Origin of the sequence: Aureimonas phyllosphaerae (genome assembly GCF_900113065.1) — a bacterium.
Classification (GTDB): Bacteria; Pseudomonadota; Alphaproteobacteria; order Rhizobiales; family Rhizobiaceae; genus Aureimonas; species Aureimonas phyllosphaerae.
On sequence record NZ_FOOA01000008.1, the window covers coordinates 36,276 to 51,710 of the forward strand.

Genomic DNA, 15,435 nt, shown 5'->3' on the forward strand with positions numbered 1-15,435 from the left:
CGGCGGCCGACCGGAATTAGACGCCCGCGAACCAGCGTCCCCTGCCCATGCTGCACGTCCTTCCCCTGTCCGCCTATGCGGCGAGCGATCTCGTGGATCACGAGGCCGGGCGCTGGTGCGGGCGCATCGAGCGCCTCGAGGCGGGACACGGCGTGTCGGGCTGGGTGCTGTCGGTGGACGCGCCGGAGGCGGCGACCGACCTCGAACTGACCGTCGGCGAGGACGCCTTCGCGCTCGGTGCGACCGGCCTTGCTCATCCGCCGAGCGACCTTCGCCTCGGCCGCACGACCCAGGCTGCCTTCCGCTTCGGACCCGACGTCTTCGCGCGGCTCGCCCGCCTGTCGCCGCGCCGCGCCGCGCTTCGCGTCGGCGTGCGCGTGGCGGGCACCGATGTGCGACTGATGCCGCCGGGCGGGCGCGACCCGACGGTCGGCGAACTCGTCGCCGCCTGGCGCACCAGGCTGGTGGCCGGCCTCGCTGCCGGGGCCGCCGGCGAGACGCGCGGCGACCGGATGCTGCGCCGGCTGGCCGGACTGCGCGCCGAGGCCGTCGCGCTGCGCGACCGGCCGCTGCGACCGATCTCCGACAACGACGTCGGCCAGATCGACGCGCTGCATGTGGGTACCGACAGTCAGGTCTGGTTCGTCGGCTGGATGAAGCGCGGCGCCGACATTGACTTTCCCGCCGTCGTCGCCGACCGCGACAAGCTGCCGGCGGGCGGCGCGGTGTTCCGCTACGAGCGGCCCGACCTCAACTCCACCTGCGTCGGCGTCGTCGGCCTCCTCGACACCGGATGGCAGCCGCCGCCGACGCTGCGCGACGGCTTCGTCTACCTCGGGGCGGGCGCGCAATTTCACCTGCGCTACGGCGCCTACACGCGCGTCCTGAAGGCCGACGCCTTCGCGGCCGCGTTCGCGCAGGCGCAAGCGCTGTCGATCGGCGGCCATGCCGAGGCGCTCGCCGCTGTCCTCCATGCGGGCGGAAACTGGATGGCGGGCAATGCCACCGCTGCCGGCATGGCGGCGGAGGGCGTGATCGACAAGCTCCTCATGGTGCCGGGCTTCGGCTGCTTTGCGGACGGCTGGGCGGTCAGCCCCGCCAAGCGTATCGAGACGTTCCAGATGCGCATCGGCGACTGCGTGCTGGCCGCCGACGAGGCCTCGACGGGCTTTCGCCCCCGCCCCGACCTCGCGTCGGTCTTCGGCGGCGGCGGCACCACGGCGCGCGCCGGCTTCTCGACCGTTCTGCGGGGTGCGCTGCCGCAGGACGCCGCCGGGGCGCCGCTCCTGCGCATCGTCCACGACGACGGCACGGGCGCGGTGCTGCGCATCGAGCCGAAGCTCCTGCGCCGCCTCGATCCCGTGGCCGATGGCGAGGAGCTCCTGGCACTCTTCCCCGCGATCCGCTTCGAACCCTTCTGGGACGCGTTCCTGGCCGCCCAGCGCCGCAACCTCCGCCAGACTGTTCGTGAGCCGGCAAAGCTTCGCGCGGCCTCGTGCGAGCGGCTCGTCGTCGTCCGCCTCCCCGGCGAGGCGGGCAATCTCAATCTCGTCTTCGACCGGCTGGCACGGCATCTGCCCGAACTTGGCCCCGGCGCGGGCGTCTGCATCGTCGCCGACCAGGGGCGCGGCCGGGCCGAGGCGCTGATGCGCTTCGAGGAGCTTCGAGCCGCCACCGACGCGCCGCTTTCGATGGTCGCCGTCGCGCACGGCCACGACGCGCTGTCGGAACTCCCCTTCATGCTCCAGGCGCTGTCGCCGGAGCGCTTTGTCCATGTCGGGCGCGGGCTCGTCCTCAACGCGGCCGGCTGGCGGGCCGCGGCCGCAAGCCTTCTTCGTCGCGGCCACGGTCTCGACCGGTTCGAGGTGCTGGACGATGCCGGGCGCCCGGACCGCGTCGACGGCGCCTACGGGGCCGGCTGCTTCGGCTGGAGCACGGCGGCCTTCCTCGCCCATGCGGCTGATGCGCCGGCGCTGACGCGCGGCGTCTACGGCGACAGCGGCCTGCCGGTCTCGCCGGCGCGCGACCGCGCCCACCGGGCTTGCGCCCTGCGCATCGAGCGCGCCGCCGTCTCGCGCCTTGCCGACATGATCGACGCCGACCTTCTCGCCGGTCGGGGAAGCGAGGCCGCATGATCCCCGCGAACGCCAACGTCTCCCACCCCAGCTCGGCCGCCGCGCGGCCGCGCGTCGCCGTCGTCTCCCACAGCCACCCGTCGTTGTCGAAGGGCGGGGCCGAGATCTCGGCCTATGCGCTGTTCCGAGGCCTGCGGCAGATCGGAGTGGATGCGATCTATATCGGCGCCTGCGCCACCTCGACGCGCCACCGCCTCGCGTTTGCCGACGAGAACGAGTTCGCCGTCTTCCACGACGCCGAGCGCTACGACCATTTCTACCATCTGGCCCCCGGCTCGGTGACCGACCAACTCGTCGAGATCCTGGCGCGCGAGGGTGTGGGGCTCGTCAACTTCCACCATTTCTACCACCTCGGCCTCGGGGCGCTGCGCGCCGTCAAGGCGATGCCGGGCATGCGCACCTATCTGACAATCCATGAGTTCCTGGCGATCTGCCAAAACCACGGCCAGATGATCACGCGCCAGGCGCGCATCCTGTGCGAGAGCGCGTCCAACGAAGCCTGCGCGACCTGCTTTCCGGAGCACCTGCGCTCGCAGTTCGCGATGCGCCGCGACACGATGCTCGACAGCTTCGGCGACTTCGACGGCTTCGTCTCGCCGAGCCGCTTCCTTGCCGACCGCTTCACCGACTGGGGTCTCGATGCCGCGCGCATGAGCGTGATCGAGAACGGCCTGCTGGCGCCGGCCGAGCCGATGCGCGGTCCCAAGCGCGACAAAAGCTGGACCTTCGGCTTCTTCGGCCAGATCAACCCGTTCAAGGGCGTCGACGTACTCCTCGACGCTGCGGACCTCATCGCCGCCGACAAGGCGCTGGCCGGCACCATGCGCCTTCGCATCCACGGCAACCTGATCGGCCAGGGCCCCGAGTTCACCGATCGCTTCGAGAAGAGCCTCAAGGCCCATCCGTTCCTCACCTATGCCGGCGCCTACGACAACCGCTCGGTGCACCGGCTGATGAGCGAGTGCGACTATGTCGTGATCCCGTCGAAATGGTGGGAGAACTCGCCCGTCGTGATCCAGGAGGCCTTCGGCGCCGGCGCGCCGGTGATCTGCACTGGCATCGGCGGCATGGCCGAGAAGGTGCCGGACGGGGTGGCCGGCCTCCACTTCCGGCTCGGCGACGCGGCCGACCTCCTGCGCGCGCTGCGGCTCGCGGCCGACCCGAACAACGCGGCGGTGCTGCGCGCCGGCCTGCCGCCGGTGATCTCGGCAGCCGAGATGGCGCGGCGCTACTGCGAGGCCTTCGGCTGGCGCGAGGAGCGCGCGCTGCCGCCGCTCGAGGCGGCCGAGTGATCCGCGGGCATATCGACCTCGCCACGCGCTCGCGCGTCGAGGGCTGGATCCATTGCGACCGGCTCGCGCTGCGGGGCGCGACGGTGCTCGCCTTCCACGACGACCAGTGCGTCGGCGGCGGGCGGGTCGATCTGTTCCGCCAGGACCTCGCCGATGCCGGACTCGGCGACGGTTTCGTCGGCTTCGGCTTTCCGGTGGCGCTGGCGCCCGGCCAGGATCCGCGCGTCCTCGACGTGCGCCTCGACGGCGGCACGCTCCTCCTGAAGCAGGGCTCCAGCGCGCTCGCCCCGCGCGAGGCGCTGACCGAGGACCGGCGCCGGCAGGGGCGCGACCCCGCCGCCCTGTCCTGGATGCTCGGGCGCGGCTGGCTGGCGCAGGCGCAGCACGACGCGCTGCGCGGCCTTGCGCGCTTCGGCGCCCATCCCCTGACCCTCGCGGTCGAGCGGCGCGGGCGCGACGCGCGGGGCGTCTGCGACGAGGTGGCTCTCCACGCCGCCGAGCTTCTCGAACTCTATCTCCAGACGGCGATCGACTGCGAGATCCGCGATGAGGTGCGGGGGCACGAGCTTCCCGCGATCCGAAGCGCGGTGCGCGAGGCCTTCCCCCATGCGCCGCCGGTGATCGGCCTCTGGGCGACCGGCGATCGCCGGATCGATCTTGTGGAGGGCTCCCATCTCGGCGGCGAGGCGGCGGGTGCGGGCGCCGGGCTCGAATACGCGTTCGGCGGGCGCACGCTCCTTCTTCTCGACCTCGACGCGACGATCGGCTTTCGCGCCGGCGACGCGGCCCTGCCCTTCACCGCCTTCGTGCCGTGCCGGCCGGAGGAGCGCCGATGATCTCCGAGCGCGCCGAGCCGCTGACCGGCGAGCGCATGGTCGCGCGCATCTATTCGCCCTTCTCCTATCCGCTGCCGCGCCAGGCGGGCCTCGTGCCGATTGTGGCGGCCGAGGCCGAGCGCCTCGCCTCCGCCTTTCCGGTGGTCTGGCAGCGGGGCGAGGAGGGGCCGCGCCTCGTGGTCCTGCGCTCGCTCCAGGAGGACGGCTCGGGCTTTGCGCCGGGCACCGCCGACGCGCTGCCGCTCCTGCCGCTGCTTCTCCAGGCCTACCCGTTCGTGTTCCCCTCCGGCCCGCCGCGCGCGAGCGACAACCCGCGCCTTCTCGACGTCGCCGGGGCCGACCTGCCGACGGATGCCGGCGCCCCCATCACCACGGCGGACGGGCGGCTCACCAAGGGCGCCGAGCTGCGCCTGCGCGCCCTGTCGCTCTTCGAGCGCGATTTCCCGCGCACCTCCGCCATCGGCCGGATGCTCGGCGAGCTGGGCCTGCTCGAGCCCTGGCCGCTGCGCTTCGACCTCGGCCACGGGCGCGCCTGCGACATCGAGGGCCTCGCCGTGGTTCAGGCCGGCGCCTTCGACACGCCGCGCCTCGAGCCCGTGGTCGCCAGGTTCGGCATGGCGGCGGCCCGGCTCCTGTCGCTGCACCGCCTGTCGTTGTTTCGCGCCGCAGCCCTCCTCACCGCCGCGCGCGCCAGCGCCGGCACAAGCGCGCCGCGATGACGCTGACGCTCACCCCCCTGTCCGCGATGGCGGGCGCGAGCTTCCGCCCGCCGGAGCATTTCGGCTTCGCCGCGGCGCTCGCCTGGGTGCCCGTCAACGACACCGAGTTCCATCTCACCGCCCATCACCTGCCGCTCGCCGTGCGCATGCTCGGCGGCATGCCGCGCCTCGGCGCCCTCGTCCACCCCGCCTTCCTGCGTCGTCCGGCGGTGGACGGGCAGGGCCAATGGCAGGCCGGCTACCGGCCGCTGGCGCTGCGCACTCATCCCTTCGTGCTGTCGAACCGCCGCGGCGGGCGCCCGATCGACGAGATCGACGTCGTCGCCGATGCGGGGCTCGTCGGCCCCTGGGGCATGCCGGTCTGCTCGGACCCGGCGGCCGGCACCCTGTCCGGCGAGATGGCGGCGATCCGCAACGCCCTGATCGCGATGCGCAACGGGGCGGTGAAGCTGTCGGCGGCGCTGGAACTCCTGCGCATTGCGGGCGTCCTCGTGCCGCTGCGCGATCCCGCCGGGCAGCCGGCCGCCGACCTGACGGTGGATGCCGCGCGGCTCGCCGCCCTCGACGACGGCGCGGCGGCCGCGCTCGCCACGCGCTCCTTCCTGCCGCTCGATCTTGCGGGCGCCCTCGTCTTCTCGCGCCGCCACTTCCGGCCCGAGCGGCTGCCGCAGGCGCCCGAGCGCGCCGCACCCGGCACATTCAGGGCCGAGGCGGGACCGCGCCTTGCCGAGCCCGCCGACGTCGTTCTCGCCAGCCTCGAGGCGATGAATTTCGCGCTCGACTGCAGCGATCTCTTCGACATCCTGGCGATCGGCGACCTGTCGGACTTCGCGGCGCCCCCGCCGGTGCCGGCCGAGGCGGAGCGGGCTGGGGAGGGGCGGGCCGCCGGGCGCCCGTCGGCGGCCGCGGCATGAAGTACCTCTTCGTCCACAACAACTTCCCGGCCCAGTTCCGGCATCTCGCCCTGCATCTCGGCGCCGACCCGAAGAACGAGGTGCGCGCGATCGGCGCCGAGGGCTCGCGCCCGCTGCCGGGCGTCACGCTGCACCGCTACACGCTGCCCGCCGGCTCGCTCGCCGCGACGCACCCCTTCGCGCGGCGCTTCGACGGCGAGGCGCGCCGCGCCGAGCAGGCGCTCTACGTCGCCACCATGCTGCGCGCCTCGGGCTTCACGCCCGATATCGTCGTCGCCCATTCCGGCTGGGGCGAGGCCATGCCGCTGCGCGCCGTGTTTCCCGACGCGCGCCTCGTAGTCTATTGCGAATACTTCTACCGCCCGCGCGAGTCCGACGTGAACTTCGACCCGGAGTTTCCCGAACTCGGCCTCGACGGGCTGGTCGGCCTCCACGCGCGCAACGCAGCGAGCCTTCTGGCGCTCGCCGACTGCGACATCGCCCTGTCGCCGACGCTCTGGCAGCGCTCGACCTTCCCGGCCGAGTTCCGGCCGAAGATCCGCACCGTGCACGAAGGCGTCGACACGCGCCTCGTCGCGCCCGACCCCGCGGCGACGCTCCGGCTCGACGACGGCACGACCCTGCGCGCCGGCGAGGAGACCGTGACCTTCGTCGCGCGCAACCTCGAACCCTTGCGCGGCTACCACGTCTTCTGCCGCGCGCTGCCGGAGATCCTGAAGCGCCGGCCGGAGGCGCGCGTGCTCGTCGTCGGCGGCTTCGACGTCAGCTACGGGCAGCGCCCGCCGTCCGGCGACAGCTGGCACCGCATCTTCCTCAACGAGGTGGCCGGCGAGATCGACCTCAATCGCGTCCACTTCCTCGGGCATCTGCCCTTCGCGCGCTATCTCGACGTCCTCAAGGTCTCGCGCGCCCACGTCTATCTCACCTATCCCTTCGTCCTGTCTTGGTCGTGCCTGGAAGCGATGGCGACGGGCTGCGCGATGATCGCCTCGGACACGCCGCCGGTGCGCGAGGTGATCGACGGGCAGAACGGCCTGCTCGTGCCCTTCCACGATCCGAAGGCGCTGGCGGGGGCCGTGACGACGGTGCTGGCCGAGCCCGAACGTTACGGGGCGATGCGGGCGGCCGCCCGCCGCACCGTGGTGGAGCGCTACGACATGGCCGGCGTCTGCGTCCCGCAGGCCATGCGCCTCATCCACGCGCCGACCGTCGTTCCCCGCCGCGCCGCGCCCGCCTTCGAGCCGGGCCTTTTCGGTGCGGCGTGAGCGACCCATCGAGTTTTAAGATTTTGGGACGATGCTGTCCGCCGACTTGCCTCCTCCGCACGACCCCGAACGAAGGTTGAACCCCATGCGCGCAGCCCTGGTGAAGTATTCCGGTCGGCGGCTCAACAACCACGAGGCCGTGTGGTTCGACGTCCCCTTCCGCAACACGCTGGAGGACTACTACAACACCGGCGACATCTGCGTGTACGACTCGACGCTGCGTCTCGTCGACTACACCGAGGGCCACTCGCTCAACATCGACGAGCCGGTGACCGAGGAGGGTGTGCGCCGGATCAAGGAGCGCTGCGACTTCATCCTCCTGCGCGGCTCCAACTACATCCACGAGGCGATGGACTGGGGCCATTTCCCGCAATGGCTGGAGGCGCTCGACCTGCCGGTCCTGTGCATCGGCGTCGGCGCGCAGGCCGAGACCGAGCGTCCCGTCGTGCTGCCGCCCGAAGGGCGCCGCCTGTGGCAGATGATCGCTGAGCGCGCGACGATCGGGGTGCGCGGCGCCTTCTCGGCCGAGACGCTTCACCGCAACGGCATCCACAATCTCGAGATCATCGGCTGCCCGTCCCTGTTCCGGGCCCGCGACCGCGCCATGGCGCTTCGCCACCGCGAGGATGGCCCGAAGCGCGTGACCTTCTCGCTTCGCCGCGAGGTCGGCTCGACCTACGCGGTCGACCCGGCCGAGTTCCAGGCGACGCAGAAGCGCATCATCGCCAAGCTCGACCTTGCCGCCGACCTCTACCTCTCCTGCCACGGCGAGCCGGAGGAGAAGGCCTTCTTCTTCCGCGCGCCGCTCCACAAGGACCGCGCCACCGCCAAGCTCGTGGCGGAAGGCTGGTTCGACGAGATGACCGGCGCCCGTCTCAAGGCGCTCTACGAAGAGCGCCTCTACTATGTCGGCGCGCCGGGCGACTACGACGTCTACGCGCCGCAGTTCGACGCCGCGCTCGGCTACCGCGTCCACGCCGTGCTGCCGGCCGTCGCGATGGGCGTGCCGGGCGTCCTCTTCTCCTACGACACGCGCTCGCGCGAGCTCGCCGAGACCTTCGACCTGCCGATCTACACGCCCGCCGAGTTCGAGCGCCAGACGCTCGCCGACGCCCTCGCGCCCGCCCGCTTCTCCCGCTTCTCCCAGCTTTTCCCCGAGCGCTACGACCGGATGAAGGCCTTCATCGAGAAGAACGGCGTGAAGACGCGGATGTGAGGGGTCATCCGATCGCTTCCAGTACCATCTCGGGATGGCGCTCGATGACGCGCACATAGGCCAGCGCGAAATCCGGCGGCGCGGTGCGGGCCTGTTCCCAATCGCGCAAGGTGCCGACCGGAACACGAAAGCGCCTCGCAAACTCGGGCTGCGATAGCCCGAGCCGGTTGCGGACCCGGCGGATCACCCGTGCCTTCTGACCTCGGTCCAATCCGTCGGTCGAGACGTCGAAATCTTCAGGGTCCCGCGGGTCAGCCTGGAGAGCGATAGGCTCGTTCTTCACCGATATTGCTCCTTCGAACGGAAATGAAACGGGGACTGTCGCCACGCCATGTGAAGACGGCCGTGTAGAGCTTTCCCGCCACCGCTCCGATCGCCTTGAACCGCTTCTCGCCGTCCTCGGAGCGAATGGACGGCAGGATCAGATGGTCGGGGTCGGCCATCACGGCGTCGCCGAACAGCAAGGGCAGCCCGTGCCGCTCCCGGTTCAGGGCATCCTTGGCGGGATCGAAGCGGTCCGACATGGCGTCAGTGTACGGAAATTCCGTACTAACGGCAAGGGACCTATCGCACTCCGATCTCCACCGGCACGGCGATGATGTCGCGGTCGGGGCCGACCGCGCAGCCGTCGAGCCGGGCGCGCACGAAGGTGAGCAGCGGGCGGTCGCCGACGCCGGTGAAGTTGCGATCGGGGCTCGCCGGGTCGATCAGGGCGGGATAGCCGATCGGACGCTCGGGCGCACATGGTGTGCCGCTGCCCATCAGCGGCGCTTCGAGGAGGAGCGCCGGGCCCTGCCAGTGGATGAGGTCGGGGCTCGTTGAAAAGAACACGCCGGTGCGCTCGGTGCCGGCCTTGTCGGCGCGGCGGCCCTTCATCGTGGCGATCCAGAGACCGGAGCCCTCGTGGCGCGTCAGGCTCGTCACCGGCCAGGGCAGGGCGGCCGGGTCGATCGGCTCGCAGAGGTGCGCTCCGGGGTCGAGGTCGGCACGGTAGGGGTCCTCGAAGCGGACGCGGTAGGCGCCGTCCGCCCAGCCCCGCCAGCGCGCGGCGTCGGCGAGGTCGTCGGTGCGCAGGAGGCAGTTGCCCGATGGCCAGGGTGCGGGCGCCACGACGTTCGCCATCATCGCGAAGCCCCCGGTAACCGCCACGATGTTGGTCGGCTCGAAGAGGCCGGCGCGCAGGCCCCGCGTGCGCTCCGCCCGCAGCGGCAAAGCGGCAAGGAGGCGCGGCTCGGCCGGCCGGAAGGTCTCGCCGCCGTCGTGCGAGATCGCGGCGGTCAGCGTGTTGTACCAGCAGGCGTCGGCCTCGTCGGGTGCGCAGGCGCCGGTCTCGTGCCCCCGGTATTCGTCGTGGACGACGGCGTGCACCGTGCGCCCGTCCGGCGTGAAGGTGCTGGCGATCCAGCTGCGGTTGTCGAAGGAAGCGGGGTCGTCCCGCCCGGCGCCCTCGAAGGCGACGCGGCAGGAGTGGCGCAGCGAGGCGAAGTCCGGCCCCGCGAGCGCCCGCGCCCGGTGATGGCTCTGGAAGACGTGGATCGTGCCCGACGCGTCGCGAAAGGCGCGCGTCGGCGTGTCCGGGATGTCCCAGGTCTCGCAGGCGTCGCGCCCGTGGTCGAAGAGAAGGCGCTCCTGGCCCGGCGAAGCGGTGATGCGAAGGCCCGGCAACCCGTCCGCACCGGCGGGCAGGGCGCCGGCGACGAGGCCGGCCGCCAGCGTGCCGCGAATGGCCCTCATCGGTCGGCGCCGGGTCGTGGCTGCCTTTTTAAACAGAGCTTTACTCCCCTCGTGCCATTTTTCGTCGAATGTCCGGCGTCGCGGTTCGTCCGCGCTCGCCGGGAGGCAACGGGCGGCGGGGGGGCTTTGATCCGCCTGCGACGCGCCCGATCGTCATGCCACGGCGGCAGGCCGGAAAGGAACGGGCCATGCGCGATCCCCGGAGGACCGGGAAGCGCCAGGGGGCGGAAGGTGTCGGCGCGACGCATGCGCCGGGGGCCTTGCCGCGCCTTGCGGGCGGGAAGGGGGCGGGATGAAGCCCGTCCTGTCCTCGCCGCTCGTCGCGATCGTCCGCTCCCTGTCCTTCGGCTACGTCAACCTCTTCGCCTTCGGCTTCTTCCTGCCCTTCCTGTTCATGGCCATGTCGGTCGTGCCGATGAGCATCGTGGAGCGCGTCGGGACGAGCCGCAACGCCTCGACCCTCGTCACGCTTCTCCTGATCGCCGCCGTGGTCGCGGCGACCTACACAGTGATGGAGCAGATCCGCGGCCAGGTGCTGGAGCGGATGGGCCTCGTCATCGACGAGCGTCTGACGCGCGTCTGCTTCGACGCGGTGAACCGGGCGCAGGGGCGCGCCGGCGCGCCGGCGGGCCAGGCGCTCGCCGACCTCCAGACCGTGCGCCGCTTCCTGTGCGGGCCGTCGCTGTCGGCGATGATCGACGCGTTCTGGTCGCCGCTCTTCGTCATCGCGATGTTCTTCATCAACGCCGCCTTCGGCTTCCTGATGCTCGGGCTCCTCGCCTTCTCGGCGGCGGCCTCGGTGGCGACGCACTACTGGGTGTCGGCGCATCTCGCCTCGGCGCAAAGGCTCGACCTCGAGGCCAACGAGTTCGGCCTCGCCGTCTCGCGCAACGCCGAGGCGCTGCGCGTCATGGGCATGCTGCCGGCGCTCGCCGAGCGCTGGTATGCGCTGCACCGCGACGGGCTCGGCTGGCGGGGCCTCGCCCAGGCGCGCGCCGCCCAGATCGGCCTCGTGCCGCGCATGGTGCAGAACGCCCAGATGATCGTGGTCTACGGGCTCGGCGGCTTCCTGTTCCTGTCGGACCGGATCCAGCTCTCGGTCCTGTTCGTGGTCCTGATGGTGATGATGCGCGCGCAGGGGCCGCTCCAGCACATCATCAACAACTGGAGCCAGATCCAGTCCTTCGCCTCGGCCGCCCGCCGCCTCGACGCGCTCCTGCGCGGCATCGAGGCGAGCCCGCATCCGCTCTCGCTGCCGCGCCCGTCCGGCGCACTGAAGGTCTCGCGCCTCGTCGGCGGTCCGCCGTCGATGAACCGGCCGGTGATCAACGACGTGTCGTTCACGCTGGAGCCCGGGCGGATTCTGGGCGTCGTCGGCCCGAGCGGGGCGGGCAAGTCCTGCCTGTCGCGCCTCGTCACCGGCATCTGGAAGCCGGCGCGCGGCACGATCGTGTTCGGCGAACAGGACCTGTCGCACTGGGACCCGGACGAGCTCGGCCGGCATATCGGCTACGTGCCGCAGGACGTCGAGTTCCTGCCCGGCACGATCGCCGAGAACATCGCGCGCTTCGACCCGCATGCCACCAGCGAGGCGATCCTCCAGGCGGTGGATCTGGCCGGCATCCACGACATCCTGCGCGGTCTGCCGGACGGCTACGCGACGCGGCTCGGCGGCCCCGGCGGACACGTCCTGTCCGGCGGCCAGCGCCAGCGCGTGGCGTTGGCGCGCGCAGTCTACGGCAACCCCCGCCTCGTGGTGCTGGACGAGCCGAACTCCAACCTCGACGCCGGCGCCGAGCAGGTGCTGGGGCGCACGATGCAGCGCCTGCGCGACGACGGGGCGGCGGTGATCGTGGTTTCCCACCGCATCAGCCTTCTCGGCTTCTGCGACGACCTTCTCGTCCTCAACGAGGGCGTCGTGCAGGCGATCGGCGCGCGCGAGCGCATCTTCAACCGCCTGCCGCGCTTTCGCGATGCGCCCACGCCGCCCGTCCTCGACCTGCCGCGCACCGGGACCGGCGGATGAGCGCGCTCGGCCCGGTCCTCGATTCCGCAACGACCCACGCCGCCGCCGCGCCGCTCGTCGCGGCCCCCGCGCCCGACACCAACTGGCGCGGTTCCCTGCGCACCGGCTGGATCGTCCTCAGCCTGTCGGTGGGCCTTGCCGGCGGTTGGGCGGCCTTCGCGCACGTGAACTCGGCCGTCGTCACGGCCGGCACCTTCGCGGTGGAATCGCACCGCCAGAGCGTCCAGCATCTGGAGGGCGGCATCGTCGAGGAGATCCTGGCGCGTGACGGCGACCGGGTGGAGGCGGGGCAGGTCCTTCTCCGGCTCGACACGACGCGCTCGCAGGCGGCGGCCGCCGCGGCCGCGCAGGCACTCGCGGGCGCCCTCGCGACGGAAGCCCGCCTCGTCGCCCAGCGCGACATGGCCGACTACATGGTCCTGCCCGAGGAGGCCGCGAGCCTGATGCGCGGGCTCGACGGCGGCGAGCTGCAGGACAACCACCGCGAGTTCGAGGAGCGCCGGCAGGTGCTCGCCGGCTCGCTCGAGCTTCTGGATACGCAAGGCAGGCAGGCGCGCAACGACATCGCCCAGACCAAGCTCGACGCGCAAGGAGCCTCCGACCAGATCGCCAGCATCGGGCGCGAACTGAAGAGCGTGAAGCCGCTCTTCGACAAGGGCCTCGTCGCGCTGAGCCGTCTCACCACGCTGGAGCGCCAGAAGGCGCAGTTCGAAGGCACGATCCGCAAGAGCCGCAACGACGAGCAGAAGGGGCTCGACAAGCTGGCCGAGATCGACCTGAAGCGCGAGGCACTGCGCAAGGACTACCGGCAGGAGGCCTCGGCCAAGCTGATCGAGACGGGGCGCCAGATCGCGTCCCTGCGCCAGGAGCGGCAGGTCGCGCTCGACATGCTGGCCCGCTCCACCATCCGCTCGCCCGTCGCCGGCACGGTGCAGGCTTCGCGCCAGTTCACCGTCGGCGGCATCGTGCGGCCGGGCGAGACGATCCTCGAGGTCGTGCCGGAGGGCGAGGAGATGCGGGTGCGTGTGCGCATTCCGCCGAGCGAGATCGACCGCGTGCACGAGGGCATGGCGGTCGAGGTGCATCCGGGCTCGCTCATGAAGTTCCGGCGCGAGAAGGTCTCGGGACGGCTCGTCGCCCTGTCGCGCGACACGGTCGCCGCGAGCGATCCAGGCCAGCCGCCGGCCTATGCCGCCGAGGTCGAGATCGACGACGCGACGCTTCCCGCCGACGTGCGCGCCCGGCTGGTGGCGGGCATGGACGCCTCCGTGGTGATCCCGACGGAGGGGCGCACCGTGCTCGAATACCTGGTCGAGCCGGTCCTGAAGAACGTCGAGCAGTCGCTGCGCGAGCGCTGAAGGTCTCAGGCCTGCGGCCCGGCGCCGCGCCAGCGGGCGGCGAAGAACGGCTCGCTCGACAGACCCTCGCCCGACAGGAAGGCGTGCGGCACGACCGCCTCGAGTCCCGCCGCGTCGAGCCGCTCGATGCGGCCGAAAAGCTGACGTTCGAGGCAGAGGCGCACCAACCTGAGACCGAAGCCGGGCAGGCCGAGGCGGTCACCCGGTGCCCCTTGCGCGATCCAGGCGAGGCGCACGCCGTCCGGCTCGACCGCGGTACGGAACACCACCTGCCGGCCGCCCGCGCCCCCGTGGCGGCGCTGGTTCACCGTCAGCTCGTGCAGCACCTGCGCGACCGGCGCGACCGCCTCGGCCCGAAGCCGGATGTCCGGTCCCTCGAAGGCGATCCGAAGACCCTCCTCCTCGCTGGTGCGCCGCACGAGATCGGAGAGGCTGACCGGCGACCATTCGGCGTGGCTGAGGAGATCATGGGCGCGCGACAGGGCCATGATGCGGCCCGAGGTCTTCTCGGCCATCGCGTCGTCGCCGCCGGAGCGGATCGTGTGGTTCACCACCGAGAGAAGGACGCTCAGCGTGTTGCGGACGCGGTGGTTCAGCTCCGAGAGGAGAAGGTCGCGCGTCCGGTTGCGCTCGACCAAGGATGCGTCGGACGCGCGCAGGGCTTCGGCGATGTCTTCCAGTTCGCTGACGCGGCCGGGACGGCGCTCGATCATCGCGCCGCTGCCGGTGGCAGACGCCATCGCCCGGAGCGAGGTGATCTCGCGCACGAGGCGCATCGAATAGAGCCGCGCGAGCACCACCGAGCTGCCGAGCGCGAGCAGCGTGATCGCTGCGAGCGTGCCGACGAGGATGCGGAACGGCGCGTTGAGGGCGGCCGCCGGCACGCCCACCGCGACGCGCCAGTCGCAGAGGTCGAGCGTGTTGAAGGCGATGAACTGCCGCGTTCCGTCGTGCCCCGTCGCGCTCTGGATCACGCCGGCGCGCCGGCCGGAGAACTCCTGCAGGAGGGCCGCGGGGGGACGCTGGCCGAGGAAGCGGGTCTGCTCGCGCGAGCGGGCGACCACGCGGTCATTGGTGTCGAGCACCGTGATGACCCAGTCCTTCGGCAGTCGGGTGCGCACGAGGATGTCGAGGATTGCGTTCGGCCGGAGCGCCATGCTCATCGCGTAACGCGTCTCGCCGTTCGTGGCGAGCGGCACGATGACGGCGGTGAAGAGCCCGTCGGAGAGCGGGCTTCTGAAGAGGTCGGAGACGCCCGGCCGGCCGGTGGCGAAGACCCGATCGTCCGAGGCGACGAGCACGGGGTCGAGGTTCTGCGGCAGCGGCTGCCCGTCCGGCGCCAGCGTGTTGAGAAGATGCCGGTGATCGCGGTCGCGCACCGCCAGCATCGCCTTGCGCGGCGTCAGGAGGGTTTCGGCCTGCGCGCGAAGGGCAGGAAAATCGGCGGCCACGGCGTTGGGGGAGGTCGCGAGCGCGAGCAGCGCCGCCTTCATCGATTCGAGCTCGCGGTCGAGCTGGTCGCTCACCGCCGCCGCCGCCGCCACGGCGCCCTGCTCGAGGCGCTTGTGCTCAGCCTGGCTGTACCACCAGCCAAGACAGAGCCCAAGCGCCACCTGGGGCACCAGCACCAGCGCCACGAAAAGCACGAGATGCCACCGGATCGGCAGGGTGAGGGGGCGCTTCCCGGCAGCCGGTGCCGGCACGGTCGGCGTATCGTCCGTACCCGGCGTCATGGCGCACCGCCCCGGCCGGCGTTGCGCGGCAGCGCCCTGCGTTCGTTGCGGCGCGCCGCCTCGTTCGAGGCGGCATTGCCTGCGGGCGCTCGGGCGAGCTCGCATCGGACGGGACCGGGCATGCGCATCGTCTACGGTCTGCCTTCGATCAATCGTCGCAAGACCGGGATCGGCGTCGACGTCGGCCCCGGAGGTGGAAGCCGCGCG

At 71.9% G+C, this 15,435-nt stretch carries 13 protein-coding genes; 9 read left to right on the forward strand and 4 right to left on the reverse strand.

What is annotated here, in order from left to right; translation table 11 throughout:
• Nucleotides 1-47: 47 nt before the first annotated feature.
• The 7 genes from BM175_RS11430 to BM175_RS11460 all read left to right on the forward strand — a co-directional run bounded on the left by BM175_RS11430 (nucleotide 48) and on the right by BM175_RS11460 (nucleotide 8,377).
• Entirely contained in the window at nucleotides 48-2,135 is a 2,088-nt protein-coding gene (locus tag BM175_RS11430; protein ID WP_090963135.1) for a hypothetical protein, read from the forward strand.
• The gene (locus BM175_RS11435) at nucleotides 2,132-3,427 is read left to right on the forward strand and encodes a glycosyltransferase family 4 protein (protein WP_090963136.1); all 1,296 of its coding nucleotides are present in this window, start codon (nucleotides 2,132-2,134) and stop codon (nucleotides 3,425-3,427) included. Before BM175_RS11430 ends, BM175_RS11435 begins: the two co-directional genes overlap by 4 nt.
• The gene (locus BM175_RS11440; RefSeq protein WP_090963138.1) at nucleotides 3,424-4,263 is read left to right on the forward strand and encodes a hypothetical protein; all 840 of its coding nucleotides are present in this window, start codon (nucleotides 3,424-3,426) and stop codon (nucleotides 4,261-4,263) included. Before BM175_RS11435 ends, BM175_RS11440 begins: the two co-directional genes overlap by 4 nt.
• Nucleotides 4,260-4,982, forward strand: coding sequence for a SapC family protein (locus tag BM175_RS11445; protein WP_090963140.1), 723 nt, complete (start codon nucleotides 4,260-4,262; stop codon nucleotides 4,980-4,982). Before BM175_RS11440 ends, BM175_RS11445 begins: the two co-directional genes overlap by 4 nt.
• Nucleotides 4,979-5,896, forward strand: coding sequence for a SapC family protein (locus BM175_RS11450; protein ID WP_090963142.1), 918 nt, complete (start codon nucleotides 4,979-4,981; stop codon nucleotides 5,894-5,896). The genes BM175_RS11445 and BM175_RS11450 overlap by 4 nt, the downstream gene beginning before the upstream one ends.
• Nucleotides 5,893-7,161, forward strand: coding sequence for a glycosyltransferase (locus tag BM175_RS11455; protein WP_090963143.1), 1,269 nt, complete (start codon nucleotides 5,893-5,895; stop codon nucleotides 7,159-7,161). Before BM175_RS11450 ends, BM175_RS11455 begins: the two co-directional genes overlap by 4 nt.
• 85 nt (nucleotides 7,162-7,246) lie before the next feature.
• A complete protein-coding gene (locus BM175_RS11460; RefSeq protein ID WP_175526839.1) occupies nucleotides 7,247-8,377 on the forward strand; it encodes a polysaccharide pyruvyl transferase family protein in 1,131 nt (376 codons plus the stop codon).
• Nucleotides 8,378-8,381: 4 nt separating this feature from the next.
• On the opposite strand, the gene BM175_RS11465 is transcribed toward BM175_RS11460, so the two are convergent.
• From BM175_RS11465 to BM175_RS11475, 3 genes are read right to left on the reverse strand one after another with little or no spacing between them, the layout of a single operon-like run.
• Nucleotides 8,382-8,660, reverse strand: a complete 279-nt coding sequence (locus BM175_RS11465) for a helix-turn-helix domain-containing protein (RefSeq protein ID WP_090963147.1) — start codon at nucleotides 8,658-8,660, stop codon at nucleotides 8,382-8,384.
• Entirely contained in the window at nucleotides 8,629-8,901 is a 273-nt protein-coding gene (locus BM175_RS11470; RefSeq protein WP_090963149.1) for a BrnT family toxin, read from the reverse strand. Before BM175_RS11470 ends, BM175_RS11465 begins: the two co-directional genes overlap by 32 nt.
• Nucleotides 8,902-8,941: 40 nt before the next feature.
• Nucleotides 8,942-10,111, reverse strand: a complete 1,170-nt coding sequence (locus BM175_RS11475) for a hypothetical protein (RefSeq protein ID WP_090963151.1) — start codon at nucleotides 10,109-10,111, stop codon at nucleotides 8,942-8,944.
• Between the two features lie 292 nt (nucleotides 10,112-10,403).
• Here BM175_RS11475 and BM175_RS11480 point away from each other — a divergent pair, with 292 nt between their 5' ends.
• Nucleotides 10,404-12,137, forward strand: coding sequence for a type I secretion system permease/ATPase (locus BM175_RS11480; protein ID WP_090963153.1), 1,734 nt, complete (start codon nucleotides 10,404-10,406; stop codon nucleotides 12,135-12,137).
• Nucleotides 12,134-13,495 (forward strand): HlyD family type I secretion periplasmic adaptor subunit, encoded by a 1,362-nt coding sequence (locus BM175_RS11485; protein WP_090963155.1) that lies wholly within the window; start codon nucleotides 12,134-12,136, stop codon nucleotides 13,493-13,495. The genes BM175_RS11480 and BM175_RS11485 overlap by 4 nt, the downstream gene beginning before the upstream one ends.
• A gap of 5 nt (nucleotides 13,496-13,500) precedes the next feature.
• Here the strand turns inward: BM175_RS11485 and BM175_RS11490 are convergent, their stop codons facing one another.
• Nucleotides 13,501-15,228 carry a sensor histidine kinase gene (locus BM175_RS11490; protein ID WP_139224608.1) on the reverse strand — a complete coding sequence of 576 codons (1,728 nt, stop codon included), beginning with the start codon at nucleotides 15,226-15,228 and terminating at the stop codon, nucleotides 13,501-13,503.
• Nucleotides 15,229-15,435: the final 207 nt, after the last annotated feature.

Coding starts and splice junctions, on each gene's coding strand:
- BM175_RS11430 (WP_090963135.1), top strand. CDS start 48: ATGCTGCACGTCCTTCCCCTGTCCGCCTATGCGGCGAGCGATCTCGTG.
- BM175_RS11435 (WP_090963136.1), top strand. CDS start 2,132: ATGATCCCCGCGAACGCCAACGTCTCCCACCCCAGCTCGGCCGCCGCG.
- BM175_RS11445 (WP_090963140.1), top strand. CDS start 4,260: ATGATCTCCGAGCGCGCCGAGCCGCTGACCGGCGAGCGCATGGTCGCG.
- BM175_RS11450 (WP_090963142.1), top strand. CDS start 4,979: ATGACGCTGACGCTCACCCCCCTGTCCGCGATGGCGGGCGCGAGCTTC.
- BM175_RS11455 (WP_090963143.1), top strand. CDS start 5,893: ATGAAGTACCTCTTCGTCCACAACAACTTCCCGGCCCAGTTCCGGCAT.
- BM175_RS11460 (WP_175526839.1), top strand. CDS start 7,247: ATGCGCGCAGCCCTGGTGAAGTATTCCGGTCGGCGGCTCAACAACCAC.
- BM175_RS11470 (WP_090963149.1), bottom strand. CDS start 8,901: ATGTCGGACCGCTTCGATCCCGCCAAGGATGCCCTGAACCGGGAGCGG.
- BM175_RS11475 (WP_090963151.1), bottom strand. CDS start 10,111: ATGAGGGCCATTCGCGGCACGCTGGCGGCCGGCCTCGTCGCCGGCGCC.
- BM175_RS11480 (WP_090963153.1), top strand. CDS start 10,404: ATGAAGCCCGTCCTGTCCTCGCCGCTCGTCGCGATCGTCCGCTCCCTG.
- BM175_RS11485 (WP_090963155.1), top strand. CDS start 12,134: ATGAGCGCGCTCGGCCCGGTCCTCGATTCCGCAACGACCCACGCCGCC.
- BM175_RS11490 (WP_139224608.1), bottom strand. CDS start 15,228: ATGACGCCGGGTACGGACGATACGCCGACCGTGCCGGCACCGGCTGCC.